Raw genomic sequence first — 26913 nt, 5'->3', positions numbered from 1 at the left:
CTGCCGCCGACACCGTAGAAAGCGCGGAACTACCGCGTGCGCAGTAGTCGACAGATCCTCCGCGGGGCGGAGTCGCCCACGCGAGCATCCGGTTAGAGTTCACGCATGACCAGGGGTCGGATCGGCGCCGGAGACTGGGCGGTCACCGCCGGGGCGGCGGCGGTCCTGCTGGTCACCGTCCTGTCCGGACAGCATCTCCCCACGGGTACCGAGTGGCTGGGCTACGCCCTGCTGGGCGTCGGCGGGCTGGCGCTGGTCCGGCACCGCCGGGCTCCGATCGCCGTGCTGGCCGTGACCGGGCTGACAGCCCTGGGTCAACAGGCCTCCGGTGTCGACGTACCCGCCGTCGCCTACCTCTTCGCGGTATACGCCGCCATGCGGGCGGGGCACCGCACCGCCGCGGTGGCGGCCACAGCGGTCATGCTGCTCGCACTCCCGCTCGTACTGCTGGCCTCCGCGCAGACACCGTCCCTGGGCGAGGCGTTCACGCACTCCCGGGAGGCCCTCCAACTGGCCTGGCTGATCGCCGCCGGGGCAGCGGGGGAAGCGGTGCGCCAAGCCGAGCGCCGGGCGGAGGAGGCCGAGCGCACCCGTGAGGAGACCGCGCGGCACCGTGCCGACGAGGAGCGGCTGCGCATCGCGCGGGAGCTGCACGATTCGCTCACCCACCAGATCTCCGTCATCAAAGTGCAGTCCGAGGTCGCCGTCCACCTGGCCCGCAAGCGCGGTGAACAGGTATCGGAGCCCTTGCTGGCGATCCAGGGGGCGGCCAGGGAGGCCACCCGGGAGCTGCGGGCGACCCTGGAGGCGCTGCGTGACGACGACAGGAACCCGCCGCACGGGCTCGACGACCTCCCGGAGCTGCTGGAACAGGCCCGGAGCAGCGGGCTGAACGCGGCGCTGGCGGTCGGGGGACGGCCGAAGGAGGTCCCTGCGGCGGTGGACCGGACCGCCTACCGGATCGTCCAGGAATCGCTGACCAATGTCGTTCGGCACGCTGCCGCCGCGACGGTGTCGGTGCGGATCGAGCACCGCGGCGACTCCCTGGTCATTCGAGTCGACGACGACGGTGAGGCGGCCCCCGGCAGCGCGCCGGTGCCCGGCGTCGGACTGCTCGGGATGCGCGAACGGGTCACCGCTCTCGGCGGCCGTCTACGAGCGGCGCCCCGGGACGGGGGCGGCTTCACCGTCCGCGCCGAACTGCCCGTGGAGCCCGCGCCGTGATCCGTGTCCTGCTGGTCGACGACCAGCCGCTCATCCGCAGCGGGTTCCGTGCGCTCCTGGACGCCGAGGACGGTGTCGAGGTGGTGGCCGAGGCGGCGGACGGCGGTGAGGGCCTGGCGATGGCCAGGGAGCACCGGCCCGATGTCGCGCTCGTCGACATCCGGATGCCGGTCATGGACGGGATCGAGACGACCCGGCGCATCGCCGCGGATCCGGTACTCGCGGCGGTGCACGTCGTCATCCTGACCAATTACGGCCTGGACGAGTACGTCTTCGACGCCCTGCGCGCGGGGGCGGCCGGGTTCCTGGTCAAGGACGTCCAACCGGAGGACTTCCTGCACGCCGTGCGCGTCGCCGCACGCGGCGACGCGCTGCTCGCACCGTCGATCACCCGCAAGCTGATCGACCGGTACGTCAGCCAGCCGCTCGTCACCGGCGCCGACGCGGGGCTGGAGGGGCTGACCAACCGTGAGCGCGAGGCCGTGGCACTGGTGGCGCGGGGCCTGTCCAACGACCAGCTCGCAGAGCGCATGGTGATCAGCCCGCTGACCGCGAAGACCCACGTCAACCGGGCCATGATCAAGCTCCACGCCCGAGACCGCGCCCAGCTCGTCATTCTCGCCTACGAGTCCGGACTGGTGCTCCCGCGCGGCTCCTGACATCCGTGATCCGACCATCGTCCCAGCCCGGTCACCCAGGCGAACGCTTCCGCCACCCTGTGGACCGTGGGCACGCCCTCCGGTCCGGCCGGGCGCCGCACCACCACGACCGGGACTCCCAGCCTCCCCGCGGCCTCCATCTTCGGCCAGGTGTAGGTACCGCCGGAGTCCTTGGTGACGAGCACGTCCGCCCGGTGCCCGGCCATCAGCTCCAGCTCACCTTCGAGCCGGTACGGCCCCCGGCTGGTCAGCAGGCGCCAGGCGCCCGGCAGTTCGAGCTCGGGCACGTCCACCACCCGGGCCAGAACCGCCCGTTCGCCCAGGTCGGGCACGAAGCGGGCCAACTCCTGGCGGCCGACCGTCACGAACGGCCGCTCTCCGAGCCCGGCCGCCAGTCCTGCCGCCTCCTCGTGGGTGTCCGCGTAGTGCCACGCCGGATCCGGCTCCCAGCCCGGCCGCTCCAACCGCAGCAGCGGCAGGTCCGTGCAGGCGGCCGCCGCGTTCGCGGTCATCCCGAGCGCGAAGGGATGGGTGGCGTCCACCACCGCGTCGTAGTCGGCCAGGGCCGCGCGCAGCCCGGGCACGCCCCCGAACCCGCCGATCCGCACCTTCCCCACCGGCAGGCGCGGCCGGGCCACCCGTCCGGCCAGCGACGTCGTCACGTCCACACCGGCCTCGACCAGCAGCGCGGCCAGCTCACGGGCCTCGGAGGTGCCACCCAGCAACAGGAGTCTCATAGGAGATGGCTGCGCCGAAGGCGTCCGTTGAGGGTGGTGGCGGGCGACGGGTGGGCCCGACCGAGCAGGGCGAGCCCGGCGGGCGCACCCTCGCGGGCCAGCTCCAGCAGCGCGTCAACATCCAGATAGCGCTCCGCGAGATCCGCGAGCAGGTCCATGCGCCGCTCGCGCGCGGCGGAGAAGTCCGTCCCGGACGGCCCGTACCCCAGCGCCCGGTCGAGGAAGGCCGCCCGGAAGGCGTCGCCCTCCAGGCTGCCGTGCCACATGGTGCCGAAGACGTTCCCCGCACGCGCTCCGCCCAGGAACTCCTCCGCTCCCCCGCCCACGGTGACGCGTCCGTGGTGGATCTCGTAGCCGTGCGCGGGCGCGCCCAGCGCCTCGCCCTCGGGCAGCCGCAGGGTCTTCTCGGCGGTGAAGTCGGTGCGCACGTCGAGCAGCCCCAGGCCTTCCGCCGAGGACCCCGGGGCGGCCTCGACCCCCTCGGGGTCGGCGACGGTGCGCCCGAGCATCTGGAACCCGCCGCAGATCCCGAGCAGCGGACGCCCCCGGCGCACGTGTTCGGTGATCGCCGCGTCCAGCCCGCGCGAGCGCAGCCAGGCCAGGTCGGCGAGGGTGGAGCGGGTTCCGGGCAGCACCACGAGGTCGGCGTCGGCGACGTCGCGCGGCCCGGAGGCGAAGACCACGTCGAGCCCGGGTTCCAGGCCGAGCGCGTCCACGTCGGTGAAGTTGCTGATCCGCGGCAGGCGCACCACCGCCACCCGCAGCGCCGCCTCCCCGTCGGCCCGCCGTCCCTCCAGGTCCAGGGCGTCCTCGGAGTCCAGCCACAGCCCGGGGTCCCACGGCAGGGTCCCGAACACCCGTCGCCCGGTGATCCGTTCGAGGTCGTCCAGACCCGGTCGGAGCAGGCCGTGGTCACCCCGGAACTTGTTGACCACGAAACCGGCGATCAGCTCCTGGTCGGCGGGCTCCAACAGCGCCACCGTCCCGTACATCGCGGCGAACACCCCGCCCCGGTCGATGTCGCCGACCACCACCACGGGCATCCCCGCGTGCCGGGCCAGGCCCATGTTCACGTAGTCGCCCGCGCGCAGGTTGATCTCGGCGGGGCTGCCCGCGCCCTCGGCGACGACCACGTCGTAGCGCTCGGACAGGTCGTCGAAGGCGGCGTGCGCGGCCTCGGCGAGGTGGCGCCGCCCGGCCTCCCAGTTCGAGGAGGAGACGTCCCCGGCGGGGTGGCCCATCAGCACGGCGTGGCTGCGCCGGTCGCTACCGGGCTTGAGCAGCACCGGGTTCATCGCGGGTTCGGGGACGGCGCGGGCGGCCAGCGCCTGCACCCACTGGGCGCGGCCGATCTCCGCGGGGCGCCCGTCCGGTCCGTGGCAGACCATGGAGTTGTTGGACATGTTCTGCGCCTTGTACGGCGCCACCCGCACGCCCCTGCGGGCGAAGGCCCGGCACAGGGCGGTGGTGACCACGCTCTTGCCCGCGCCGGAGGTGGTCCCGGCGACCAGCAGCCCGCTCACTGCGGCCTCCTCAGCAGGGCGGTGTCCATCACCCAGCCCGCCTTCTCCCTGGCCCGCCGGCGCGCCGCCTCGATCTCGGGCAGCACGTCCGCCACCCGTCCGGCGGCCAGTTCCTCGGAGTCGGTGCCCAGGTTGGCGCCCCACCACAGGGACCAGTCCTCCAGGCCCTCGAAACCGTGCCGCCCGGTGAGCATGACGACGATGTTGTCCTGCCCCGCCGCCACGGCCTCGGGCAGCCGCCGGGCCGTGGTGACGTGCACCGGGCGGCCCACCCCGTGCAGCACGATCCGGTGCCGCGCCGCCAGGATCTGGGGCGCGCTGATCCCGGGCAGCACGTCGTGGTCCACGCCGACGTTCCCGCGCTCGGCGATCCGCGCGACGATCCGCAGGGTGGAGTCGTACAGGGAGGGGTCGCCCCAGACCAGGAAGGCCGCGGTGCCGCCGCGCTCGCCCAGCACCCGCTCGAAGGCGGCCACGCGCGCCTCGTGCCAGTCGGCGACCGCCGCCGGGTAGTCGGCGGGGTCGTCGCGGTCGCGCTCGGGGTCGGGCACCGCCACCAGCGGGACCCCGAAGGCGTCGCAGACCTCCTGCCGCAGGGCGAACAGGCCGTCGTCGTCCCGTTTGCGGACGGCGACGGCGTAGTCGCAGCCCCGCAGGGCCTCGGCCGCCTCACCGGTGACGTGCTGGGGGCCCATGCCGATCCCCAGGATCCGCACCCTCACTCGGACCGCTCCTCCAGGTCGCCCTCGACCTCCAGGTAGACCTCGGTGAGGGCCTCCATGGTGGCCGGGTCCGGCTCCGCCCACAACCCGCGCCGGGCGGCCTCGTGCAGCCGCTCGACGATGCCGTGCAGCGCCCACGGGTTGGAGCGGCGCATGAACTCCTGCGTCTCGGCGTCCAGCACGTACTCGGCGGCGAGCTTCTCGTACATCCAGTCGTGCACGACCCCGGCGGTGGCGTCGAAACCGAACAGGTAGTCGACGGTGGCGGCCAGCTCGAAGGCGCCCTTGTAGCCGTGGCGGCGCATGGCCGCGATCCAGCGGGGGTTGACCACGCGGGCGCGGAACACCCGGGCGGTCTCGTCCGCGAGGGGCCGGGTGCGCACCGCGTCGGGCGAGGTGGAGTCGCCCACGTAGGCCTTGGGGTCGGAGCCGCTGAGGGCGCGCACGGTGGCGATCATGCCGCCGTGGTACTGGAAGTAGTCGTCGGAGTCGGCGATGTCGTGCTCGGCGCTGTCGATGTTCTTCGCGGCGACCTTGATCCGCCGGTAGTTGGCCCGCATGTCGTCGGCGGCCGGGACACCGTTGAGGCCGCGCCCGTAGGCGAAGCCGCCCCAGGCCGTGTAGACCTCGGCGAGGTCGCGGTCGTCGCGCCAGTTGCCGGACTCCACGACCTGGAGGATCCCGGCGCCGTAGGAGCCGGGGGCGGAACCGAAGATCCGGGTGGTGGCGCGGCGCTGGTCGCCGTGCTCGGCCAGGTCGGCGTGCATGTGGGCACGCACGTAGTTCTGTTCGTCGGGCTCGTCGAGTCCGGCGACCAGGCTGACGGCGTCGTCCAGCAGGGCGACCACGTGCGGGAAGGCGTCGCGGAAGAAACCGGAGATGCGCACCGTGACGTCGATGCGCGGGCGGCCCAGCTCCTCCAGGGACACCACGTGCAGCTGTCCGATCCGGCGGGAGGCCTCGTCCCATTCGGGGCGCACGCCCAGCAGGGCCAGGACCTCGGCGATGTCGTCGCCGGAGGTGCGCATGGCGGAGGTGCCCCACACCGACAGGCCGACCGACTCCGGGTAGGTTCCGGTCTCGTCCATGTGGCGGCGCAGCAGGGACTCGGCCATGGCCTGACCGGTCTGCCATGCGAGCCGGGAGGGCACGGCCCGGGGGTCGACGGTGTAGAAGTTGCGGCCGGTCGGCAGCACGTTGACCAGGCCGCGCAGCGGGGAGCCGGACGGCCCCGCGGGGATGAAACCGCCGTTCAGGGCGTGCAGGACGTGGTCGACCTCGTCGGTGGTGCGGGCCAGCCGGGGCACCACCTGCTCGGCGGCGAACTCCAGCACGCGGCGCACCTCGGGGTCGTCGTGCGCACTCGCGGCGGCGGCCGGGTCCCACCCGGCGGCCTCCATGCGCTCGACCAGGCCGCGGGCCAGCCCCTCGACCGCGTCGACCTCGTGGGTGGGCGCATCCTCCTTGAGCCCGAGGGCGGCGCGCAGGCCGGGCACCGCGCCCCCGACCCCGCCCCAGACCTGGGCGGCGCGCAGGATCGACAGGACCAGGTTGACCCGGGCCCCGCCGCCCGGGGCCTCGCCCAGCACGTGCAGCCCGTCGCGGATCTGGGTGTCCTTGATCTCGCACAGCCAGCCGTCGACGTGCAGCAGGAAGTCGTCGAACTCCTCGTCGCCGGGCCGCTCCTCGAGGCCCAGGTCGCGGTGCATCTCGGCGGCGCGCATCAGCGCCCAGATCTCGCCCCGGATCGCGGGCAGCTTGGCCGGGTCCATGGCGGCGATGTTGCCGTACTCGTCCAGGAGCTGTTCCAGGCGCGCGATGTCGCCGTAGCTCTCGGCACGTGCCATCGGGGGGATGAGGTGGTCGACGACCGTGGCGTGGGCGCGGCGCTTGGCCTGGGCGCCCTCGCCCGGGTCGTTGACCAGGAACGGGTAGATCAGCGGCAGGTCGCCCAGGGCGGCGTCGGTGGCGCAGGCCGCGGACAGCGCGGCGTTCTTGCCGGGCAGCCACTCCAGGGAGCCGTGCTTGCCCAGGTGCACGACGGCGTGGGCGCCGAAGCCGTGCTCCAGCCAGCGGTAGGCCGCCAGGTAGTGGTGGCTGGGGGCCAGGTCGGGGTCGTGGTAGATCGCGATCGGGTTCTCGCCGAAGCCGCGCGGCGGCTGGACCAGCACGACGACGTTGCCCGCCCGCAGCGCGGCCAGCACCAGCTCGCCCTGCTCGTTCACGTACAGCTTGCCGGGCGCGGGACCCCACGCCTCGGTCATCGCCTCCTTCAGGGCCGGGTCCAGGTCCCGGGTCCATTCGGCGTACTGCTCGGGGGTGATGCGCACGTGCGCCTCGGTGAGCTGGACGGAGGTCAGCCAGTCCTCGTCCTGGCCGCCCGCCTCGATCAGGGCGTGGATCAGGGCGTCGCCCGCCTCGGTCTCGTCGGGCAGGTCCAGGCCGGGCAGGGCGTCGGGGCCGCCCAGGTCGTAGCCCTCCTCGCGCAGGCGGCGCAGCAGCCGCACCAGGGAGCGGGGGGTGTCCAGGCCGACGGCGTTGCCGATCCGCGCGTGCTTGGTGGGGTAGGCGGACAGGACCACGGCGAGCCGCTTCTCGGCGGGCGGCACGTGCCGGAGCCGGGCGTGGGCGACCGCGGTCCCGGCCAGGCGGGCGCAGCGCTCGGGGTCGGCGACGTAGCGGGGCAGTCCGTCGCTGTCGATCTCCTTGAAGGAGAACGGCACGGTGATGATGCGGCCGTCGAACTCGGGGATGGCGATCTGGGTGGCCGAGTCGAGCGGGGTGACCCCGTCGTCGGACTCCTCCCACGCCGCGCGCGAGCTGGTCAGGCACAGGCCCTGGAGGACGGGGACGTCCAGGGCGGCCATGCGCTCCACGTCCCAGGCCTCGTCGTCGCCCCCGGCGCTCGCGGAGGCGGGCACGCTGCCGCCCGCCGCGAGGACGGTGACGATCAGGGCGTCGAAGGAGCCGAGCGCCTCGTAGAGGTCGTCGGGGGCCGAGCGCAGCGACCCGGCGAAGACGGGGACGCCCACGGCCCGGCCGGTCGCGTCGACGGCGTCGGCCAGGGCGTGCGCGAAGGCGGTGTTGCCGCCCGCCTGGTGGGCCCGGTAGTAGAGGATGCCCACCTTGGGCAGGTCCGGCTCCCGGGGGCTCTCCCGGTCGGCGAAGCCCCACGCCGGCAGTGCCGCGGGAGGCTCGAAGCCCTCGCCGGTCAACAGCACGGTGTCCGACAGGAAGGCGTGCAGGCGGGCGAGGTTGGCCGGGCCGCCCTCGGCGAGGTAGCGGTGGGCCTCGGTGGCCAGCCCGACGGGCACGGTGGAGTGCTCCATCAGCTCGGCGCTGGGCTGCTGCTCGCCGCTGAGCACCACCAGGGGCGTGCCGCGCTCGCGGACGGCGGCCAGGCCGGGCCACAGGTCGTGCGAGGAGCCCAGCAGGCGCACCACCACGAGGTCGGCGCGCTCGACGGTGCCGGTGAGTTCGGCGTCGGGGGTGCGGGACGGGTTGGCCCACAGGTAGGCGGCTCCGCTGGCCCGCGCGGACAGCAGGTCGGTGTCGGACGTGGACAGCAGAGCGATCCGGACCGTCATGGCCGGGCTCCTCCCTCGGGGTTCTCGCCCCATCGGCGGTCGGACTGCCCGAGGCCAGTGTCTGGCTGCACCCCTGACGGGGTGTCACAGTGGCGGAACCGCCCCGGAATCACACCGGGTTCCTGCACCACGGGCAAAGGATTCACACTGTAGCCGGGTCGGCCCGTCCGGCTCCCGGCGGGGAGGCCGGGGAGCGCCGGCCCGATCCTGCGGTGCCGTCCTCCGCCCGGGGGCGGGACACGCGGGCGGGCCGCGGAGGGGAACGCGGCGCCGGGCGCCTTTCAGACGGTGGAGCGGAGCAGGGGAACGCGCCGGGCCCCCGCCACCAGGAGAAGGCTGATCAGGACGGTGGCGATCGCGTACCCGGCCGCGAGGGTCAGGCCCACGGTGCCGTCGGGTGTCCCGCCCAGGTCCCGCAGCGTGTACAGCACCATGACGTGCACGAGGTAGACCCCGAAGCTCAGGCCGGAGAGCACGGCGATCGTCCGGTTGGTGAGGCTCTCGGGGCCCTTCTCCGCCAGGCGCGTGCCCCAGGCGCGCAGCAGCAGGAAGGCGCCCACCGACGCGAGGACCATGCTCGGGGACAGGAAGCCGTAGACGTACTCGGCGCCGGCCCCCCACTCGCCCTCCGCCCTGGCAACGCCCCAGGCGCCCAGGGCGGTGACGGTGGTGCCCGCCACGAAGGCGGTGGAGCCGTAACGCACGTCGCGGTCCCGGGGGCCGCCGTCCGTCAGCAGCCATCCGAGCAGGTAGAAACCGAGGAACGGCAGGAAGCGGGAGGCCGCGGTCACGCCCCCGGCCCCGTCCACCAGGGCCAGCAGCTGATCGGCGGCGCCCACGGCCAGCGCCGCCCCGGCGAACCACCACAGCCCGGTGCGGGGGGTGTGGGCCACCACCGTCCGGAGGAAGGGCGTGAACACGTAGAGCCCGGCGATGACGTACAGGAAGTACAGGTGGATCGAGGGCGTGCCCGAGGCGGCCTGGCCGAGGGCGTCGGGGAACCCGATCCCGTCACGCCACTGCTGCCACAGCAGGTAGGCGGCGGTCCACACCACCAGGGGAACGCCGATCCTGGCCCACCGCTTGCGGTAGAAGCCGGCGACGTCCTCGTCCTTCGGTCGCAGCAGCAGCGCCCCGCTGATCATGATGAACACGGGCACGCACCAGCGCGTCCCGGCGTCCACCACGTGCGCCACCCACCAGGTCTGCGTGCCCAGGTCGGTGTAGGTCGTACTCACGAACGGTGAGCAGACGTGCACCAGCACGACGGCCGACATGGCGGCCACTCGCGCGAAGTCCATCCACGCGGTGTCCGCGGGGGCCTTCACTCTCGGGGACGGTGCTCCGGTTCTCTGAGGGGCTTCATCTACTCGCACCCCCTACCGATATCTGTTCGTTACATAAAACGCAAGTCCGTTCCCGGCCCCGGCCACCGGAGCTCCGTGACGAGCCGTGCGAGGGCGTCGGCGCCCCCACCGACGAGGCCCCGGCGGCACACCGACGGCCCTCCACGAGGGGAGAGAACAGGGGCAATACCTTCCCGAACCAGATTTCACAAAGGTTGATACCTTCGGGGCATATCGAGGGAGGTGCGTGGCGTGCTCACGCTCGACCAGGCCCGGGCATTCGTCGCCGTCGCCGAAGAACTGCACTTCGGGCGAGCGGCCGCACGGCTCCACATGACACAGCCCCCGCTGAGTCGTCAGATCCAGAAACTGGAGAAGACACTGGGGGTCACACTCCTGTTGCGCGAGCCGCGCGGAGTGTCACTCACCGCCGCGGGCAAGGCGTTCCGGGACGAGTGCCACCAGCTGCTGGAGCTGGCCGACCGCGCTCCGCGCCGGGCACAGCTCATCGCCTCCGGCCAGGTCGGGCTGATCCGCCTGGGCTACACGGCCGCCTCCGGGTTCAGCGTGCTCGGCGCCGTGCTCGCACGGATCAAGGAAGCCGTGCCCGGGGTCGCCGTGGAACTGCACGAGATGGTCACTTCCCACCAGTTGGAGGGACTGCGCAACGGCGCGATCGACGTCGGACTGGCGCGCCCGCCGTTCGACCTGGAGGACGTGGACTCCGCCCCGCTGCTGACCGAGCCCCTGGTGGTGGCGGTACCGGCCGGGCACCGCTTCGCCGGGCGCGGCGCGCCCGTGTCCGCGGAGGAACTGCGGCACGAGTCCATGATCATGTACTCCCCCGACCAGGCCGAGTACTTCAGCGAACTGGTGGCCGGCCTCGTCGAGGTACGAGCGGACCAGGTGACGCACACCGCCGCCCAGATCCTCACTCTGGTCGCGCTCGTGGGCTCCGGGCACGGGACAGCGCTGGTCCCCCGATCCACCCAGTACCTGGGGATGCCCGGCGTCAGGATGCTCCCCTTGCTGGAGTCCCCTCCCGACGCGGTACAACTGCACGCGGTGTGGCTGTCGACCTCCACCAACCCCGCGCTCCACCGAGCGCTCCCGATGCTGAGGGAACCCGTCGACGCCGGGCCGCCGATGCAGTAAAGGTATCGGCTCATACGAAAAGGAGCTTGGACAGGCATCACGGGAAGTCCCTAGCGTGAAGGCGTCCCTACCCCTTCCCGTGGAGGCCCCGATGTCCGACTACACCCCCGGCGAACTCGCCGGTGTTCTCAAGGACGGACTGCTGTCCTTCCCCGTCACACCGTTCACCGAGGACCTCCAGGTCGACGAGGCCAAGCTGGTGGCGCACCTGGAGTGGCAGTCGAGCTACGACATCGGCGGTCTGTTCATCGCGGGCGGCACCGGCGAGGGCTTCTCCCTCTCCCCCCAGGAGCACGGAGCGGTCACGCGGGCCGCGGTCGCCACGGTCCGCGACGGCGTGCCCGTGCTCAGCTCGGCGAGCGGCAACACGGCCCAGGCGGTGGCGCTCGCGCGCCAGGCCGAGGAGGCCGGCGCGCACGGCCTGCTCCTGCTGCCGCCCTACCTGACCGAGACCACCCAGGAGGGCCTGCTCGCCCACGCGAAGGCCGTCCTGGAGGCCACGAACCTCGGGGTGATCCTCTACAACCGCGCCAACGCCCTCTACAGCGCCGAAACGGTCGCACGGCTCGCGGAGGCCCACCCCAACCTGATCGGGTTCAAGGACGGCATCGGCAACCTCGAACAGCTGGCGCGCGTCCTGTCCGCCAACGGGGACCGGCTCTTCTACCTGGGCGGCCTGCCCACGGCGGAGACGTTCGCCCTCCCGCTGCTCCAGCTCGGCCTGAGCACCTACTCCTCCGCCATGTTCAACTTCGTTCCGGAGTTCGCGCTGGACTTCTACCGGAACGTGCGCGCGCAGGACCGGGAGGCGGTGCAGCGCAAGCTCACCGACTTCGTGCTGCCGTACCTGGACATCCGCGACCGCGGCAACGGGTACGGGGTGTCCATCGTCAAGGCCGGCCTGCGCTCCGTCGGGCGCGACGCCGGCCCGGTCCGCCCGCCCCTGCGCGACCTCTCCGCCGAGGAGCAGGAGCGGCTGGACGCCCTGGTCGGCAGCGTCACCGCCGGCCCCTGACCCGTCGGCCCCACATCCGCCACTGACGCAGCCATAGGAACACGCGATGACCACATTGACCGGACAGACCCACCACTCACTGATCGCGGGAGAGCCCGTCCCCGGGACCGAGGGCACCATCCGGGCCGTCGACCCGGCCCTCGGCGCTCCGACTGGCCCTGAGTTCACCCTGCTCGGCGGCGACCAGGTGGCCGCGGCCGCCCGCGCGGCGGACGAGGCCTTCGCCGCCTATCGCAGGACCTCCCCCGAGGTACGCGCGGCCTTCCTGGACTCCGGCGCCGATCGGATCGCGGAGGCGGGCGAGGAGATCGTCGCCGCCGCCATGCGCGAGACCGGGCTTCCCGAGGCCCGGCTGCGCGGCGAACTGGCCCGGACGACGAACCAGCTGAGGCTGTTCGCCAAGGTCGTCCGCGCCGGTGACCACCACGGTGTGCGCATCGAGCCCGCACTGCCCGACCGCACTCCGCTGCCCCGTCCCGACCTGCGCCGTCGCACGCTGCCGCTGGGACCGGTCGCGGTCTTCGGCGCCTCCAACTTCCCGCTCGCCTTCTCGGTGGCGGGCGGCGACACCGCCTCGGCCCTGGCCGCGGGCTGCCCGGTGGTCTTCAAGGCCCACAACGCCCACCCCGCCACGGGCCTGCTGGTCGGCACGGCGCTGTCGCGCGCCGTCGCCGACCACGGCCTGCCCGGAGGCGTCTTCTCGCTGGTCTTCGGACCGGGAACCGCTGTGGGGCAGCAGCTCGTCACCGATCCGCGGATCAAGGCCGTCGGCTTCACCGGCTCCCGCGGCGGCGGTACCGCGCTGATGGCGACGGCCGCGGCACGCGAGGTTCCGATCCCGGTGTACGCCGAGATGAGCTCCGTCAACCCGGTCTTCGTGCTCCCCTCGGCCCTGACCGGCGACCGCGACGCGCTGGCCGACGGCTTCGTGACCTCGCTGAACGGATCGGCGGGCCAGCTGTGCACCGCCCCGGGTCTGCTGTTCGTCGCGGAGGGGCCCGACGGCGACGACCTCGTCGCCCGGATCTCCGACCGGCTCACGGCCGCCACCGGGCAGACCATGCTGACCCCGGGGATCTGCTCGTCGCGCCTGGAGGGTGAGAAGAGGCTCGCCGGGATCACCGGTGTCCGCGAGGTCGGCCACGGTCGCGGCGGCGAGGGCCAGAACGCCCCCGCGCCGGCCGTGTACACCACCGACGCCGCGACCTTCGCCGAGGCACCGGGCCTGGCGGAGGAGATCTTCGGCGCGGTCTGCCTGGTCGTCCGCTACGGTTCGGCCGACCGGCTGCCGACGCTGGTCGAGGGCATGGAGGGGCAGCTCACCGCCACGGTGCACCTGGACGCCGAGACCGACACCGGGGACGGCGTACGCGAGCTGTTCGAGGCCCTCGAACTGCGCGCGGGCAGGATCCTGGTCAACGGCTGGCCCACCGGTGTGGACGTCGGTGACGCCATGGTCCACGGCGGCCCGTTCCCGGCCACCTCGGACGGGCGCTCGACCTCGGTCGGCTCCGCGGCAATCGAGCGCTTCCTGCGGCCGGTGGTCTACCAGAACGTCCCGGCCGCGCTCCAGCCCGCGCCGGTGCACGCGGACAACCCCTGGAACCTGGCCCGTCGCGTCGACGGCGTCCACGTGCCGGCGGAGGCGGAGAAGGACGTCTGAGCAGGCCCGGGCCCCGTATCGCCCGAGTCGAGGTCGTACCGGTCGCCGGACACGACTCGATGCCTTCCACCGTCGACCGGGGCGTCGACCCGGGGTCCGTACTGTCGGACTCCCTCGGTCGGCGCCCCGGTGGCGGAAGTTCTCGGTACCGTGCGGTCGCGGTCGGTCCGGCTCAGTCCTCGGCGGTGGCCACCCCGATGGGGCAGCTGGCGCCGGTGCCGCCGATACCGCAGTAGCCGTTGGGGTTCTTGGCGTCGGACAGGTACTGCTGGTGGTAGTCCTCGGCGAAGTAGAAGGCCTTGAGCGGGGCGATCTCGGTGGTGATGGATCCGTAGCCCGAACGGGTCAGGGCAGGCTGGAAGGCGTCGCGGGTGGCCTCGGCCGCCTCGCGCTGGGCCTCGGAGTGGTAGTAGATCGCCGACCGGTACTGGCTGCCGACGTCGTTGCCCTGGCGCATGCCCTGGGTGGGGTCGTGGCCCTCCCAGAACACCTTGAGGATCTCGGTGAAGGAGATCTTCGCCGGGTCGAAGACCACCCGGACCATCTCGGTGTGGCCGGTCAGGCCCGAGCACACCTCTTCGTAGGTGGGGTTGGGCGTGTAGCCGCCGGCGTAGCCCACGGCGGTGGTGATGATTCCGTGCTCCGCGCCCAGTCTCCAGAAGGTGCGCTCGGCGCCCCAGAAGCAGCCCATCGCCACGTCGGCGATCTCGCTGCCCTCCGGGTAGGGCGGGGTGAGCTGGGTCCCCAGCACGGTGTGTCCGAAGGGCACGTCCATCGGGGTGTCCCTGCCGGGCAGGGCGCGTGCGGGGTCGACCATCGTCGTCTTTGTGCCGAACATGCTTCCAGGCTATCCGCCCCGTCCAGGGCTTCCCAGGGCCCGTTCCGGGCCTGTGGACAAGCGGGGCGGTGGCGTTGTCCACAAGCTGGGAATCACAGGCGACAGGGCGGAGAATTCGTCCTACGATTGCGGATGTGTCGGAAACCAACCGCGGCGTCGCCCTCGGGGCGGGCGCCTTCCTCCTGTGGGGCTTCGCGGCCCTCTACTGGCCCTTTCTCTCCGCCTCTTCCGAACCCACCGAGGTCCTCGCCCACCGCATGGTGTGGGCCCTCCTCGCGATGTGCGTCTTCCTGTTCCTCGCCAGGCGGGGCTGGTCCTGGTTGCCCCAGGTCCTGCGCACTCCCCGGCAGTTGCTCCCGGTCGCCGCGGCCGCGGTGCTCATCTCGGTGAACTGGTGGGGGTTCATCTACTCGGTCTCCATCACCCAGACCCTCCAGGCCTCGCTGGCCTACTTCATCAACCCCCTGATGACGGTCTGCCTCGGCGTGCTGTTCTTCTCCGAGCGCCTGCGCACCGCGCAGTGGGTCGCGGTCGGCCTCGGCGTGGCGGCGGTCGGCGTGATGACCGTCGCGTACGGCTCCACCCCCTGGCTCTCCCTGCTCATGGCCAGCTCCTTCGCCGCGTACGGGGCGGTGAAGAAGTACGTGAGCCTGGACGGGATGCAGAGCCTGACCGTCGAGACCCTCGTGATGTTCCTGCCCGCGCTGGGGTTCGTGGTCTACCTGGAGGCCACCGGGGCGGGCACGACCTTCTCCGTCTCCCCCGCGCACACCGCCCTGCTGGTGGGCGGCGGCTTCGTGACCGCGCTGCCGCTGCTGCTGTTCGGCCTGGCGGCACGCAAGGTGCCGTTGAGCGTGATCGGCATGCTGCAGTTCATCGCGCCGACGATGATGTTCCTGATCGGCTGGCTGCTCCAGGGCGAGGAGATGCCGCTGAGCCGCTGGATCGGCTTCCTGTTCGTCTGGCTGGCCGTGTGCGTGTTCGCCTACGATCAGATCCGGAGCTCACGCGCCCGGTCGGCGGCGGCCCGCACCGAGGCCGCCCTCGCGGCCGGCGAACCAGCTCCCACCGGCCCGACCGACCCCCGGGCCTGACCCGATCCCAGTCCTCTTGATTTCGGCCCTTCTTTAACTACCCTACGTGACACTGTGCTAACGTCAGGTTGTGGGCGCCGGGCTCTGCCCCGCCCCGACCTGGCCACATGTCCCGGAGGGTCCCCTTGATTCCTCGCACCAGCCGAACCGGCACGCTCCGTGCCGCCTCGGCCGTGTGCGCGGCGGCACCCTCCCTGCTCGGCCTCCCGCTCCTGATCGGCGCGTTCCTGGCCGTCCTGTGGCTGCTCTGCGCCGCCCCGGCCCAGGCCGACACCACCGCCTCCGAGGCCTCCGGCCCCGCCACCGCTCTCGGCGCCCCGGTCTCCGAGGCCGCCGCCGGCGCGGGCGAGGCCCTCGGCCTGGGTGAGTCCCGGACCCTGGACGGGGTCGTGCCCGAGGAGGTCGCCGAACCGGTGGCCTCGACCCTCGGCACCGTCCACCAGGGCCTGGAACAGGGGCACCAGCGCCTGGAGAAGGGTGCCGCGGACACCGCCGCGGTCGCCGCCGCCCTGCCCGAACCCGCCGTCACCGAGGTGCGCGGCGAGGTGCGCGGCTTCGTCGCCGACCTCGACCGCGCCCGCGAGGAGGCGGTCGAACGGGGGCCGGCCCACACGCTCCCCGGAGCCGAACCCGGCACGCCCCGTTCCCCGGCCGCCGAGGCCGCCGCGGACACCGGTGCGGACCGGCGCTCCGAGCGGGACAGGGAGGCCGACGCCTCCGAGCCGGCGCCCGACCGGGGCGCGCCCGCCCGCCACGCGGTGACCGGCCAGCACCACCCGGCCCCGTCCCTGCAGGCCGCGGCCACGGACGCCGCCGAGCGGGGCACCGCCGACCACGCGCCCGAACAGCAGCGCGTCCAGCCGACGACCGGCTCCCACGCGCCCACCTCCAACGGACCGGCCTCCGCGCCCTCCGTCGCCGGCTACCTCACGGCCGCACCGCTGCCCGCGCCCGCCACCGACGCCGTACGGCTGGCCGCACACCGGCTGCGCGCCGTGCCCGTCGGCCCGGCCGCCGACCCCACGGTCTCGCCGGACTAGCGAACGGTCCCGCCCCGGGCGCCTCCTACCGCGCCCCCGGACCGTTCCCAGCACGCCCCTCACAGCCTCCTGGGAGCTGACCTGAGTCCCGTGCCGTCGTTCACGTGATTCACGTCAGCCGGTGGTCCGCCCCGGCTTCGCACAGCCGCCGTCCACGACATAGCGGCCGTCCCGTACACCCAGAGCTTCACCAGGGAAGGAAACCCATGACGCAGACCAAGCGTTACTCCGCCCGAGCCGTACTCCTCGCAGCAGGAACCGCGGGCTTCGTGGCCCTCGGCGCCGGAGTCGCCGGTGCCGAGAGCCTGCAGACCCCGATGCACGAGATCGCCCCCGTCGTCGAGCGCGCGCTCGTCGAGGGTGTGGCCCCGACCATGAACAAGCTGGCTCCCGAGGGGGTCACCCCGATCGCCGAAAGCGCCCTGAGCGAGCTCCAGGCCACCGCGAACACCGAGAAGCCCGCGCCGGACCTGGGCGCCGTGCTGCCCGACTCCCAGCTGGCCGACGCCGTGACCGAGGCGCAGGACGCCACCGGCCTGGACGGCGACCCGCACGAGACCGTGGGCCACTCCGCGGGCCGCGCCCTGGAGGCCAGCGCCCAGGACACCGGCAACGCGGTGGGGGACACCGCCCGTGAGGCGGGCGCCTCCGCGGAGGACACCGCCACCACGGTGCTGCCGCACACGGTGCAGTCCGTGGCGGACCTGCGCGACGAGATGCTCGTCCTGCCCGAGCTGGACTCGACGCGGCTGCCCGACCTGGCCGACCGCCGCCTGCCCGAGCTGAGCGAGGCGCCCTCCCTCAGCGACGTCACCGACCTGACCGGGGAGAACACGCTCGCACTGGACGAGCTCTCCCCTGTCGAGGCGCTGACCCAGCCGACGCCTCCGCCCGTGCGCATGAGCGCCCCCGCCACGGGCGCGGACACCGACCTCACCGCGCCCAACATGTGGGACCTGGCGGCCGCCTTCGGTCTGGAGACCCCCGACCAGCTCCAGGACGTGGTGGAGTCCACCGAGCTGACCGCCGACAACTACGTGAACCTCGGCGAGGAGGAGGTCCTGGGCATGGTCGGCAACCGCGCCTGGGAGGACCGCGACCTGACCGACCCGCAGACCGTCCCGCAGAGCTCTCCCGGGACCGTCGCCGCCCAGCCCCCCGGTCTGGACGTCCCCGAGGCCCCCGGTGTCCAGGACCTGACCGACGCCCTGGTGACGGGTGTGTCCGAGCGCGGCACGGCCGACCCCGTCTCCCTGGACGGCCCGCTGGCCGACGCTCAGCTGCCCCAGGTGGCCGAGGGCCTCGACACCACGGTCGCCGAGGACCTGGTCGCCGGGCTCAGCGAGGGCGACCTGCTCGGCCAGGTGGACACCAGCGACCTGGTGGCCATCGAGGGCGGCACCGCCGAGCCCCAGACCCCCGAGGGCATGGTCGAGCACCCCACCTTCATGGACCTGCCCGGTTCCGAGGCCCTCCCCCTGGTGAGCTGACCCCACCCGAAGCACGTCCGCGTCACAGCACCGCGGCGGCGCCGTCCCACGCACCGGGGCGGCGCCGCCGTCGTTCGGGTCCCGCGTCCCGGGCTCCCGGGGCGTCAGAACAGCGCGCCCACCACTCCGGCCAGGACGAGGGAGCAGGCGAGCGCGGCCAGGACCAGGGTCCCGCGCCACCTCCGCTCCCCCTGGGACCGGAGCTCCTCGAAGCCCCGCCACCCGCGGCCCACCAGCGCGACCGCCCCGGCGGAGCCCTCCGCGACGCTCCCGGAACCGTCCGCCGAACCCTGCTCCGACAGCGCACGGAGCAGTTCCGCCGCGCTCGGCCTGCGCTCCGGGTCCTTGGCCAACGCGGCCCCGACCAAGGGCAGCAGGTCGGCGGGGACACCTTCCAGGTCGGGTTCCTCCCAGAGCACCCTGCCCGCCACCACCTGGGGCTTGCCCGTGCCGAAGGGCTCGCGCCCCGTCGAGGCCAGCACCATCAGCGCACCCCAGGCGAACACGTCCGCCCCGGGGGTGGAGGCCCCGTTCCGGTACCGCTCGGGCGCGATCCAGCCCGAGTCCCCGGACAGCCCGCCGGTACGGGTCAGCACCGTTTCGTCGAGCGCCCGGGCGATCCCGGGGTCGAGCACCTTCGGCCCCTCGGGTGCCAGGACGACGTTGCCCGGTTTGAGGTCCCGGTGCACCACACCTCGTTCGTGCAGCACGCGCAGGGCGTCCAGGGTCCCCGCGGCCAGGGCGACCAGGGCCGCGCCGGTCAGCGGACCCCGGTCCTCGACCCACCGGCCCAGGGTCGGCCCCGGCACCAGCTCCGTCGCCAGCCAGGGGGCGCGGGCCTGCGGGTCCGCGGTGAGGAAGCGCGAGACGAACGGCCCGCTGACCTGACGGACCGCTGCGACCTCCTCCCGGAGCCGCGCCCGGAAGCCGGGGTCCTCGGCGAACTCGGGGTGGAAGACCCGGAGCGCGAAGAGCTGTGAGTCGTGCCCCCGTGCGGCGTAGACGGTGCCCGTCCGACCCGCGCCCAACCGGCCGACCAGCGTGTAGGCGCCCACTCGCTCGGGATCGCGCGAGGCGAGCGGGGACAGTCCGAGGGGTCGACGGGCAGCGTGCGGCACCAGGGGCATGGTCGCGGCCTTCCGTGGGGAGCGGGCAGGCGGTCACCCAGTGGGATGCCCGGCCCCCGACGGCGGTTGTCGTCCTGATCCGGCCATCACAACCGTTGCCGCTGAGACCCCTTGACGTCGATCGCTGACCATCGTTCGGCAACCAGGCGCACGACGGTCCTCGGAAGGCTCTTCGACACGATCGGCGGTCGCTTCGTCCGGATGCACGGCGTCACCCTCGGCGACGCCTGGCACGCCACGCCGCCCCTCCCGGCTGGAGCCGGGCGTGCCCCTGCCCGGACTCCGAGCTGCTCAGCCCCAGTCGGGATCACAGGGAGCACCGTCGGTCCGGCTCCAGACCCGGGCGTCCTCACCGCCCGCGTCGACACACCTGACGGCGGAGATCGGGCCCGGCTCCCGCTGGCTGTCGCGGACGTGCGCGTTCTCCGAGAGCAGTTCGTAACGGAGCAGGCTCATTTCCGGCAGTCCCGCGAAGGTGAGGGTGAACCCGGCTGAGGCCTCCTCCGGGGTGACGACGGCGAGGACGCCCTCCTCCTCGGCGGTGTACTCCTCATGCCGGTCCCCCGTGTGCCCGTCGGGAAGGACGGAACCGGTGAAGTCGTCGGCGTGCACGGTCAGGTCCCCGCTCCCGTACAGATAGGTCACCTCGGCGGTCAGCACGACCGCGCCGTCTCGTGTCTCCACCGAGGTGAAGTCGAGCTCCGCGAGCCCTTCTCCCTCCTCCGGCTCCGGCGCCGGTTCGTAGGTGCCCAGGTTGGTGAAGTCGGCGGTGTAGATCAGGATCGTGGACCCGCCGTCGTCGTCCATACCCAGGAACTCGACCACCTCGACGCCCTCGGGGTCCAGGAGGCCGATACCGCCGCGTTCGGGCTCCTCCGCCTCAACGACGGGGGCGGTCTGGGCCTCGGCCTCGGACGCCTCATCCGTCGGTTCGTTCCACAGTGAGCATCCGGTCGCGGCCCCCAGCAACACCGCGGACGCGGAAAGCGCCCACGACCAGGCACGGGCTCGGGGGGAGGGGGAGGGTCGGTTCACGGGGCGCTCCAGGCGTGTCGAAGGGGGGTCCCGGGGCCTCGGGGCCTCGGGTTCTCAGGGCCTTGGGGGACGAGGAAGGACATCTCGACTCGGCTTTCCTCTGGGGGCTGAGGGTGTGACGCCGGAGTGCGGCAGGCGGTTCGGGGCGCTGGAGGCCCCCTGACGGCGGAGGCCCTCGGAACCCGGAGAACGGGTGGCGAGGGCCTCAGAAAAACCAGGAGCGGAGAGCTCGGGAGCGGCGGGTCAGCCGTTGCGCTCCACCACGTAGTCGCACAGGGCGAGGAAGGCGCTCCGGGCCGGGATGTCCGGCAGGGTGGACAGTTCCTCGCGTGCCTTGTCGGCCCAGCCGCGCAGGGTGGCGTCGGCCTCGGCCATGGCCGGGTGCGGGCGCAGCAGCGCCAGGGCCTCCTCGGCCTCGGTGTCGTCCAGCGGTCGTCCCAGCAGGGACTTCAGCCGCTCGTCGGCGAGGTCCTGCGAGCGCATCGCGTAGAACATCGGCAGGGTCAGCACGCCCTCGCGCAGGTCCGTTCCGGGGACCTTGCCCGACTCGGCGCTCTCGCTGGCCACGTCCAGGATGTCGTCGGCCAGCTGGAAGGCCATGCCCAGCGCGTCGCAGGCGCGGGTCAGGGTGCTCACCGTGTCCGGGTCGACCTTGCCGAACATGCCGCCGAACTCCGCCGAGGAGGCGATCAGCGACGCGGTCTTGTCGTCGATGACGTTGAGGTAGTGGTCGAGCGGGTCGACGCCGTCCCGCGGCCCGGAGGTCTCCAGGATCTGGCCCTGGACCAGCCGGGCGAAGGTCTCGGCCTGCAACCGGACCGCCTCGGTGCCCAGGTCGGCGAGCATCGTCGAGGCCTTGGCGAACACGTAGTCGCCGGTGAGGATGGCGATGGAGTTGCCCCAGCGCTGGTTGGCGCTGGGCTCGCCGCGGCGCAGCTCCGCCTCGTCCATGACGTCGTCGTGGTAGAGCGTGGCCACGTGGGTCAGCTCGACCACGGCCGCGGCCGGGATGAGGTCGGGGACCCTGGGGTCGCCGAAGTGGGCCGCGAGCAGCACCAGCATGGCCCGGAAGCGCTTGCCTCCGGCGGCCAGCAGGTGCGAGGCGGCTTCGGTCAGCATGGGGTCGCTGGACCGGACCGACTCCCTCAGCAGATCCTCGACCTTCTCCAGGTCGTCCTGGACCTCCCGGGCGAGGGTCGGGTCGACTCTCGGCAGAGCGAGAAACCCGCTCGGGACAGCACCGCTCACCGTAATGCTCCACCTGTTGAACGGGCGTGCTGACGGCCCCCTCGGAAGGGGGCCGTCACACGCTCAGCACATGAACATGATCCGACTTGCCACGGTATCCGACCCGGAATGATGGTCCAAAGCCACACCCGGGTCACCGGTCACTCGTCGACCGGATCCTCCGTGACCTGGTCGACCATCACCGCGGTGGGTTCCTGACCCGGCTCACCGGACGGTACAAGGTGGTCCAGGACCGGTCCCGGGAAGATCCCGAGCGCCAGCGTGGCCGCCACACCCACGGTGATCACACCGCCGGTGAGCACGCCCGCACGGGCCACCGTGGGACCTTCGCCCTCGGAATCCCGGAAGAACATCACAACGATGATCCGGACGTAGAAGTACGCGGTGACGGCGCTGCTGAGGACACCGACGACGACCAGAGGGGTCGCACCGGCGGAGACAGCGGCCTCGAACACCGCGAACTTGCCGATGAACCCGCTGGTCAGCGGGATGCCTGCGAAGGCCAGCAGGAACAGCGACAGGGCCAGGGCCAGGCCCGGGGAACGGCGTCCCAGCCCGGCCCACTTGTCGAGGTCGCCGAGCTCCTGCCCGCCGTCCCTGGTCCGTACCAGGGTGACGACGGCGAACGCGCCCAGCGTGGTGAACCCGTAGGCGGCCAGGTAGAACATGGCGCCCGCGAGGCCCTCGACGCTGCCCGCGACCACGGCGGTGAGGATGAACCCGGCGTGCACCACCGAGGAGTAGGCCAGCAGGCGCTTGATGTCGCGCTGGGTCACGGCCACGATCGCGGCGACGACCATCGTCAGGATGGCCACCGTCCACAGCATCGGCTCCCAGATCGCGGCCGACGTGCCGAACGGCACGAAGAACACCCGCAGCAGCGCGCCGAAGGCGGCCACCAGCGTGCAGGAGGCCATCAGCGCGGTGATCGGGGTCGGGGCGCCCTGGTAGACGTCCGGCTTCCAGTTGTGGAAGGGCACGGCGCCGACCTTGAACAGCAGGCCGATCGCGACCAGGCCCACACCCATGAGCAGCAGCGGCTCACCGTTGCCGCCCTGGAAGATCTCGGCCCCGCCGGACTCAACGGCCCCGCGGATCACACCGAAGTTCACCGAGCCCGCGTAGCCGTAGACCATGGCGATCCCGAACAGGAAGAACGCCGAGGAGAACGCGCCCAGCAGGAAGTACTTGACCGCGGCCTCCTGCGAGAACAGGCGGCGCCTGCGGGCCAGACCGCACAGCAGGTACAGCGGGAGGCTCATCACCTCGAGGGCGATGAACATGACCAGGAAGTCGTTCGAGGCCGGGAACATCAGCATGCCCAGCACAGCGAACAGCACCAGCGGGTAGACCTCGGTGTGCTGCGAGCCCGCGAGGATGTGCGTGCGCTCCTCCTCGCTGCCCGGGACCGTGGCGGCCTGGGCCGAGAACGCGTCCCGGCCGTCCCGCCGCTCGGCGATCAGCATGAGGCTGACCAGGGCCAGCACGGTGATGGTGCCCTGGAAGAAGAGCACCGTGCGGTCCACGGCCAGCACGCCGTTGCCGACGGTCGTGCCGTCCCCGACCGCCTCCACCTGGAGGACCAGCAGGACGAACGTGACCAGCAGGGCGGTCGCCGCGAGGGCGATCTGCAGGGTGCGGCGGGAGCCCTTGGGCCAGAAGGCCTCGAAGAGCACCGCCAGCACACCGGCGCCGAACAGCACCAGGAACGGGGCCAGCAGCCACCAGTCCAGGGTCGGCGGCGCCTCGGTGACGCCGTGGAGCGCCGGAGGCGCCCCGTCCGCGAGGTTGAGGGGGATCACTCCTCTTCTCCTTCCGCGTCGCCGTCCGCGACCGCCACCTCGGTGTCGGCCTCGGCCTCCACGGTGCGTTCGACGGCGGGGTTGATCACGTTGAGCAGGGGCTGCGGGTAGACGCCGAACGCGATGATCAGGGCGATCAGCGGGGCGACCGCCCAGGTCTCACGCGCGGACAGGTCCGGCAGCGCGGACAGCTTCTCCGGGGTGGGACCGGTCATCGTGCGCTGGTACATCCACAGGATGTAGAGCGCGGCCAGGACCACGCCGACCGCGGCGATGACCGCCGGGACCGGGTTGAACGCGTACACGCCGACGAAGACCAGGAACTCGCTGACGAAGGGTGCCAGGCCCGGCAGTGCCAGACCGGCCAGCCCCGCGACCAGGAAGACCCCGGCCAGCTTGGGCGCGACCTTCTGGACGCCCCCGTAGTCCTCGATGCGCGCGCTGCCCCGGCGGGCGATCAGGAAGCCCACCACCAGGAAGAGCGCGCCGGTGGCGAAGCCGTGGTTGACCATGTAGAGGGCGGCCCCGGCCTGACCCTGCTGGGTCAGGGCGAAGATGCCCAGCGTGATGAAGCCGAAGTGGGACACCGAGGTGTAGGCGATCAGGCGCATCATGTCGCTCTGGCCGATCGCGAGGACCGCGCCGTAGACGATGCTCACCAGGCTCAGCGCCACCACCGGCCACACGAACCAGGACACGGCGGCGGGGAACAGCTCCAGGCAGAACCGGAGCATGCCGTAGGTGCCGACCTTGTCCAGCACACCGACCAGCAGCACCGCCGTGCCGGGGCTCGACGAGCCCGCCGCGGAGGGCAGCCAGGTGTGCACCGGCCACATCGGGGCCTTGATCGCGAACGCGATGAAGAACCCGAGGAAGAGCCAGCGCGCGGTGGCCGGGTCGACCGCCGCGAGGGCGCTGCCCGGAGCCGTGAGCTCGGACCACAGGAAGGTGCCGCCGATGACGTACACGCCGATCACCGCGACCAGCATGATGAGGCCGCCGGCGAGGCTGTACAGCAGGAACTTCACCGCGGCCTTGGCGCGCTCGGCGCCGCGCCCGTAGCGCCCGATCATGAAGTAGACCGGGATGAGCATGGCCTCGAAGAACACGTAGAACAGGAAGACGTCGGTGGCCGCGAAGACCCCGATCATCATCGCCTCGAGGGCGAGGACGAGCGCGAAGTAGCCGCGCCCGCCGTCCTCACGGTCCGCATGCTCGTTCCAGGCCGCCAGCACCACCAGCGGCACCAGGACCACGGACATCAGGATCAGCACGAGGGCGATGCCGTCGACGCCGACCGCGAAGTGGACCCCGAAGTAGGGGATCCACGGGTAGACCTCCTCGAACTGGAGGCCGCCCGCCCCGGAGGTGTCGAAGTTCAGGGCCATGACCGCGACCAGCAGCAGGGTCGCGACCGAGAAGCCCAGCGCCAGGCGCTTGGCGAGCAGGGCGGGGTCGCCCTGGGCCGCGCCGCCGGTGGCCGGACGGACCTTGGTGGCCGTGGCGGTGCCCGAACCGGCCTCCGCGCGGGCCGCCGCCGATGCCGGGGCACCGGAGGCGCCCGCCGGGGGCGTGACGCGCGGCAGCGCCCAGATGACGGCCGCGCCGATCGCGGGAAGCGCGATCGCGAGAGTGAGCCAGGGGATCATTTAGAACCTCACAACCAGCGTCGCGGCGACGATGACGGCGCCGAGGAGCATGGTGAGCGCGTAGGTGCGGGCGAACCCGGTCTGTGTCCTGCCGAGCCCGGTGGAGGAGTCACTGACCCCGGCACCGATCCCGTTGACCGCGCCGTCGATGACCTTGTCCTCGATCACGACCAGCGCCTTGGTGAGCACCTGGCCGGGACGCATGAACAGGCCCTCGTTGATCTCGTTGCCGTACAGCTCGTTGCGGGCCGTGTTGGTGACGAGGTTGCCCTTGGGCGCGGTGCGCTCCACGGGCTTGCGCAGGTACATGAACCAGGCCAGCGCCACGCCGAGGACCAGCACGGCCAGAGCGGCCAGGCCGTAGGGCGCGGTGAAGGCGTGGCCCACCGTGAAGTGGTGCGGCTCGGCACCGATGGCCGGGGCGAGGAAGCCCGCGAACCGGTCACCGAAGACCAGGAAGCCGCCGAGGGCGACCGACCCGATCGAGAGCACCACCATGGGGGCGGTCATGCTCACCGGCGACTCGTGCGGGTGCACGCCCTCGTCCCAGCGCTTCTTGCCGAGGAAGGTCATGAAGACCATCCGCGACATGTAGAAGGCGGTGAGCGCGGCACCGAGGATGATCGCGCTGCCGAAGACCATGCCTGCGGTGCCTCCGATGCCGAAGGCCGCGGAGATGATGCTCTCCTTGGTCCACCAGCCGGACAGGAACGGCACACCGATGATGGCGAGGTAGCCGAGGCCGAAGGTGGCGAAGGTGATCGGCATCTTCGACGCCAGTCCGCCGTACTTGCGCATGTCGACGTCGTCGTTCATGCCGTGCATGACCGAACCGGCGCCCAGGAACAGCCCGGCCTTGAAGAAGCCGTGCGTGATCAGGTGGGCGATGGCGGCGACGTAGCCGACCGGGCCGAGCCCGGCGGCCAGCACCATCATGCCGATCTGGCTCATCGTGGAACCGGCCAGGGACTTCTTGATGTCGTCCTTGGCGGAGGCGATGAGCCCGCCGGCCAGCATGGTGGCGGCGCCGACCGACATCACCACGGTCTGCGCGACGGGCGCGCCCTCGAAGATCGGACCGGCGCGCACGATCAGGTACACACCGGCGGTGACCATGGTGGCGGCGTGGATGAGCGCCGACACCGGGGTCGGGCCCTCCATCGCGTCGAGCAGCCAGGCCTGGAGCGGGAGCTGCGCGGACTTGCCGCAGGCGCCCAGGAGCAGCAGCAGGCCGATCGCGAGGAGGACGCCGTCACCGGCGCCGGGCACCGCGGCGAAGACCTCGCTGAAGCTCACCGCGCCGAGCACGGTGAACATGATCATGATCGCGACGAGCAGGCCGATGTCGCCGACCCGGTTGATCAGGAACGCCTTCTTGGCCGCCGTGGCCGCCGAGGGCTTGTACTGCCAGAACCCGATGAGCAGGTAGGACGCGAGGCCCACACCCTCCCAGCCGAGGAAGAGCAGCACGAAGTTGTCCGCGAGCACCAGCACGAGCATGGCCGCGACGAACAGGTTGAGGTAGGCGAAGAACCGCCGCCTGCCCGGGTCCTCGGCCATGTAGCCGAGCGAGTAGACGTGGATGAGCGAGCCCACGAAGGTGATCAGCAGGACGAAGCTGATCGAGAGCGGGTCCACCAGGAGGTCGATCCGGGCCGAGAAGTCACCGGCCGCGAACCACTCGTAGACGGGGACGGAGACGGCGCGGTCGGCCGCGCCCCGGCCGAGGAGTTCGAACAGGGCCAGGAGCGCCCAGACGAAGGAGCCGATCGGCAGGGCGGTGGCCAGCAGGGGCCCCCACCCGTTGGTGCGCCGCCCGCCCAGCAGCAGGATCGCCGCGCCCACCAGTGGCAGGGCGATCAGCAGCCAGGCGTTCGACAGCACCGCGCTGTCGGCCGCGGTCGCCACCGCGGGGTCGGCGGCGAGGTACGCGTGATGTTGTGTCACTTTCCCGTCGCC

At 72.5% G+C, this 26913-nt stretch carries 20 protein-coding genes and 1 riboswitch; of the genes, 8 read left to right on the top strand and 12 right to left on the bottom strand.

The genetic code is table 11. The features are described from left to right. Window positions 1–105: 105 nt before the first annotated feature. Both D458_RS0119045 and D458_RS0119040 read left to right on the top strand, forming a co-directional pair. Window positions 106–1224 carry a sensor histidine kinase gene (locus D458_RS0119045; RefSeq protein ID WP_017588346.1) on the top strand — a complete coding sequence of 373 codons (1119 nt, stop codon included), beginning with the start codon at window positions 106–108 and terminating at the stop codon, window positions 1222–1224. Then, window positions 1221–1883 carry a response regulator gene (locus tag D458_RS0119040; protein ID WP_017588345.1) on the top strand — a complete coding sequence of 221 codons (663 nt, stop codon included), beginning with the start codon at window positions 1221–1223 and terminating at the stop codon, window positions 1881–1883. Before D458_RS0119045 ends, D458_RS0119040 begins: the two co-directional genes overlap by 4 nt. Here the strand turns inward: D458_RS0119040 and D458_RS33740 are convergent. From D458_RS33740 to D458_RS0119015, 5 genes are all read right to left on the bottom strand, one after another. Continuing rightward, on the bottom strand, window positions 1847–2620 hold the full coding sequence (locus tag D458_RS33740) for a cobalt-precorrin-6A reductase (protein ID WP_040702556.1): 774 nt from the start codon (window positions 2618–2620) through the stop codon (window positions 1847–1849). The genes D458_RS0119040 and D458_RS33740 overlap by 37 nt on opposite strands. Beyond that, window positions 2617–4143 (bottom strand): cobyric acid synthase, encoded by a 1527-nt coding sequence (locus D458_RS33735; RefSeq protein ID WP_017588343.1) that lies wholly within the window; start codon window positions 4141–4143, stop codon window positions 2617–2619. The genes D458_RS33740 and D458_RS33735 overlap by 4 nt, the downstream gene beginning before the upstream one ends. Beyond that, the gene (gene cobF / locus D458_RS0119025; RefSeq protein ID WP_017588342.1) at window positions 4140–4865 is read right to left on the bottom strand and encodes a precorrin-6A synthase (deacetylating); all 726 of its coding nucleotides are present in this window, start codon (window positions 4863–4865) and stop codon (window positions 4140–4142) included. The genes D458_RS33735 and cobF overlap by 4 nt, the downstream gene beginning before the upstream one ends. Beyond that, entirely contained in the window at window positions 4862–8452 is a 3591-nt protein-coding gene (cobN, locus tag D458_RS0119020) for a cobaltochelatase subunit CobN (RefSeq protein WP_017588341.1), read from the bottom strand. Before cobN ends, cobF begins: the two co-directional genes overlap by 4 nt. 35 nt (window positions 8453–8487) lie before the next feature. After that, window positions 8488–8599, bottom strand: a riboswitch (cobalamin riboswitch). Window positions 8600–8733: 134 nt separating this feature from the next. Then, window positions 8734–9753 carry an acyltransferase gene (locus D458_RS0119015; protein ID WP_026119470.1) on the bottom strand — a complete coding sequence of 340 codons (1020 nt, stop codon included), beginning with the start codon at window positions 9751–9753 and terminating at the stop codon, window positions 8734–8736. Between the two features lie 297 nt (window positions 9754–10050). Between D458_RS0119015 and D458_RS0119010 the strand changes: the two genes are divergently transcribed. The 3 genes from D458_RS0119010 to D458_RS0119000 all read left to right on the top strand — a co-directional run bounded on the left by D458_RS0119010 (window position 10051) and on the right by D458_RS0119000 (window position 13631). Continuing rightward, entirely contained in the window at window positions 10051–10953 is a 903-nt protein-coding gene (locus D458_RS0119010) for a LysR family transcriptional regulator (protein WP_017588339.1), read from the top strand. A gap of 91 nt (window positions 10954–11044) precedes the next feature. Further along, window positions 11045–11968, top strand: a complete 924-nt coding sequence (locus D458_RS0119005; RefSeq protein ID WP_017588338.1) for a 5-dehydro-4-deoxyglucarate dehydratase — start codon at window positions 11045–11047, stop codon at window positions 11966–11968. Between the two features lie 46 nt (window positions 11969–12014). Further along, window positions 12015–13631, top strand: a complete 1617-nt coding sequence (locus D458_RS0119000; RefSeq protein ID WP_026119469.1) for an aldehyde dehydrogenase (NADP(+)) — start codon at window positions 12015–12017, stop codon at window positions 13629–13631. Between the two features lie 172 nt (window positions 13632–13803). Here the strand turns inward: D458_RS0119000 and msrA are convergent, their stop codons facing one another. Then, window positions 13804–14469 (bottom strand): peptide-methionine (S)-S-oxide reductase MsrA, encoded by a 666-nt coding sequence (msrA, locus tag D458_RS0118995; protein ID WP_083936362.1) that lies wholly within the window; start codon window positions 14467–14469, stop codon window positions 13804–13806. 134 nt (window positions 14470–14603) lie between these two features. On the opposite strand from msrA, the gene rarD reads away from it, so the two are divergent. The 3 genes from rarD to D458_RS0118980 all read left to right on the top strand — a co-directional run bounded on the left by rarD (window position 14604) and on the right by D458_RS0118980 (window position 18093). After that, window positions 14604–15563 (top strand): EamA family transporter RarD, encoded by a 960-nt coding sequence (rarD, locus tag D458_RS0118990; protein ID WP_017588335.1) that lies wholly within the window; start codon window positions 14604–14606, stop codon window positions 15561–15563. Between the two features lie 125 nt (window positions 15564–15688). Further along, window positions 15689–16603 (top strand): hypothetical protein, encoded by a 915-nt coding sequence (locus D458_RS36765; RefSeq protein ID WP_026119468.1) that lies wholly within the window; start codon window positions 15689–15691, stop codon window positions 16601–16603. A 206-nt stretch (window positions 16604–16809) separates the two neighbouring features. Continuing rightward, a complete protein-coding gene (locus D458_RS0118980; RefSeq protein WP_017588334.1) occupies window positions 16810–18093 on the top strand; it encodes a hypothetical protein in 1284 nt (427 codons plus the stop codon). Between the two features lie 104 nt (window positions 18094–18197). Here the strand turns inward: D458_RS0118980 and D458_RS33730 are convergent, their stop codons facing one another. From D458_RS33730 to nuoL, 6 genes are all read right to left on the bottom strand, one after another. After that, a complete protein-coding gene (locus tag D458_RS33730) occupies window positions 18198–19211 on the bottom strand; it encodes a serine/threonine-protein kinase (RefSeq protein WP_160168056.1) in 1014 nt (337 codons plus the stop codon). A 300-nt stretch (window positions 19212–19511) separates the two neighbouring features. Continuing rightward, window positions 19512–20255 carry a hypothetical protein gene (locus D458_RS0118970; protein ID WP_026119467.1) on the bottom strand — a complete coding sequence of 248 codons (744 nt, stop codon included), beginning with the start codon at window positions 20253–20255 and terminating at the stop codon, window positions 19512–19514. Window positions 20256–20498: 243 nt separating this feature from the next. Next, complete coding sequence (locus tag D458_RS0118965) at window positions 20499–21503, bottom strand: polyprenyl synthetase family protein (RefSeq protein ID WP_017588331.1); 1005 nt, start codon at window positions 21501–21503, stop codon at window positions 20499–20501. Between the two features lie 140 nt (window positions 21504–21643). Continuing rightward, window positions 21644–23305: an NADH-quinone oxidoreductase subunit NuoN gene (gene nuoN / locus D458_RS0118960; RefSeq protein ID WP_017588330.1), complete on the bottom strand. Its 1662-nt coding sequence runs from the start codon at window positions 23303–23305 to the stop codon at window positions 21644–21646. Beyond that, window positions 23302–24954: an NADH-quinone oxidoreductase subunit M gene (locus D458_RS0118955; RefSeq protein ID WP_017588329.1), complete on the bottom strand. Its 1653-nt coding sequence runs from the start codon at window positions 24952–24954 to the stop codon at window positions 23302–23304. Before D458_RS0118955 ends, nuoN begins: the two co-directional genes overlap by 4 nt. Further along, on the bottom strand, window positions 24955–26901 hold the full coding sequence (gene nuoL, locus D458_RS0118950; protein ID WP_017588328.1) for an NADH-quinone oxidoreductase subunit L: 1947 nt from the start codon (window positions 26899–26901) through the stop codon (window positions 24955–24957). Between the last annotated feature and the right edge of the window lie 12 nt (window positions 26902–26913).

The sequence above is a fragment of the Nocardiopsis ganjiahuensis DSM 45031 genome, assembly GCF_000341085.1.
Classification (GTDB): domain Bacteria; phylum Actinomycetota; class Actinomycetes; order Streptosporangiales; family Streptosporangiaceae; genus Nocardiopsis; species Nocardiopsis ganjiahuensis.
This window is presented reverse-complemented; position numbering and strand designations above follow the sequence as displayed.

Bases quoted from the DNA above. Each gene is read 5' to 3' on its own strand.
- D458_RS0119045 (WP_017588346.1), top strand. From the start codon at position 106: ATGACCAGGGGTCGGATCGGCGCCGGAGACTGGGCGGTCACCGCCGGG.
- D458_RS33740 (WP_040702556.1), bottom strand. From the start codon at position 2,620: ATGAGACTCCTGTTGCTGGGTGGCACCTCCGAGGCCCGTGAGCTGGCC.
- cobN (WP_017588341.1), bottom strand. From the start codon at position 8,452: ATGACGGTCCGGATCGCTCTGCTGTCCACGTCCGACACCGACCTGCTG.
- D458_RS0119015 (WP_026119470.1), bottom strand. From the start codon at position 9,753: ATGGACTTCGCGCGAGTGGCCGCCATGTCGGCCGTCGTGCTGGTGCAC.
- D458_RS0119005 (WP_017588338.1), top strand. From the start codon at position 11,045: ATGTCCGACTACACCCCCGGCGAACTCGCCGGTGTTCTCAAGGACGGA.
- D458_RS0119000 (WP_026119469.1), top strand. From the start codon at position 12,015: ATGACCACATTGACCGGACAGACCCACCACTCACTGATCGCGGGAGAG.
- msrA (WP_083936362.1), bottom strand. From the start codon at position 14,469: ATGTTCGGCACAAAGACGACGATGGTCGACCCCGCACGCGCCCTGCCC.
- D458_RS0118980 (WP_017588334.1), top strand. From the start codon at position 16,810: ATGACGCAGACCAAGCGTTACTCCGCCCGAGCCGTACTCCTCGCAGCA.
- D458_RS0118955 (WP_017588329.1), bottom strand. From the start codon at position 24,954: ATGATCCCCTGGCTCACTCTCGCGATCGCGCTTCCCGCGATCGGCGCG.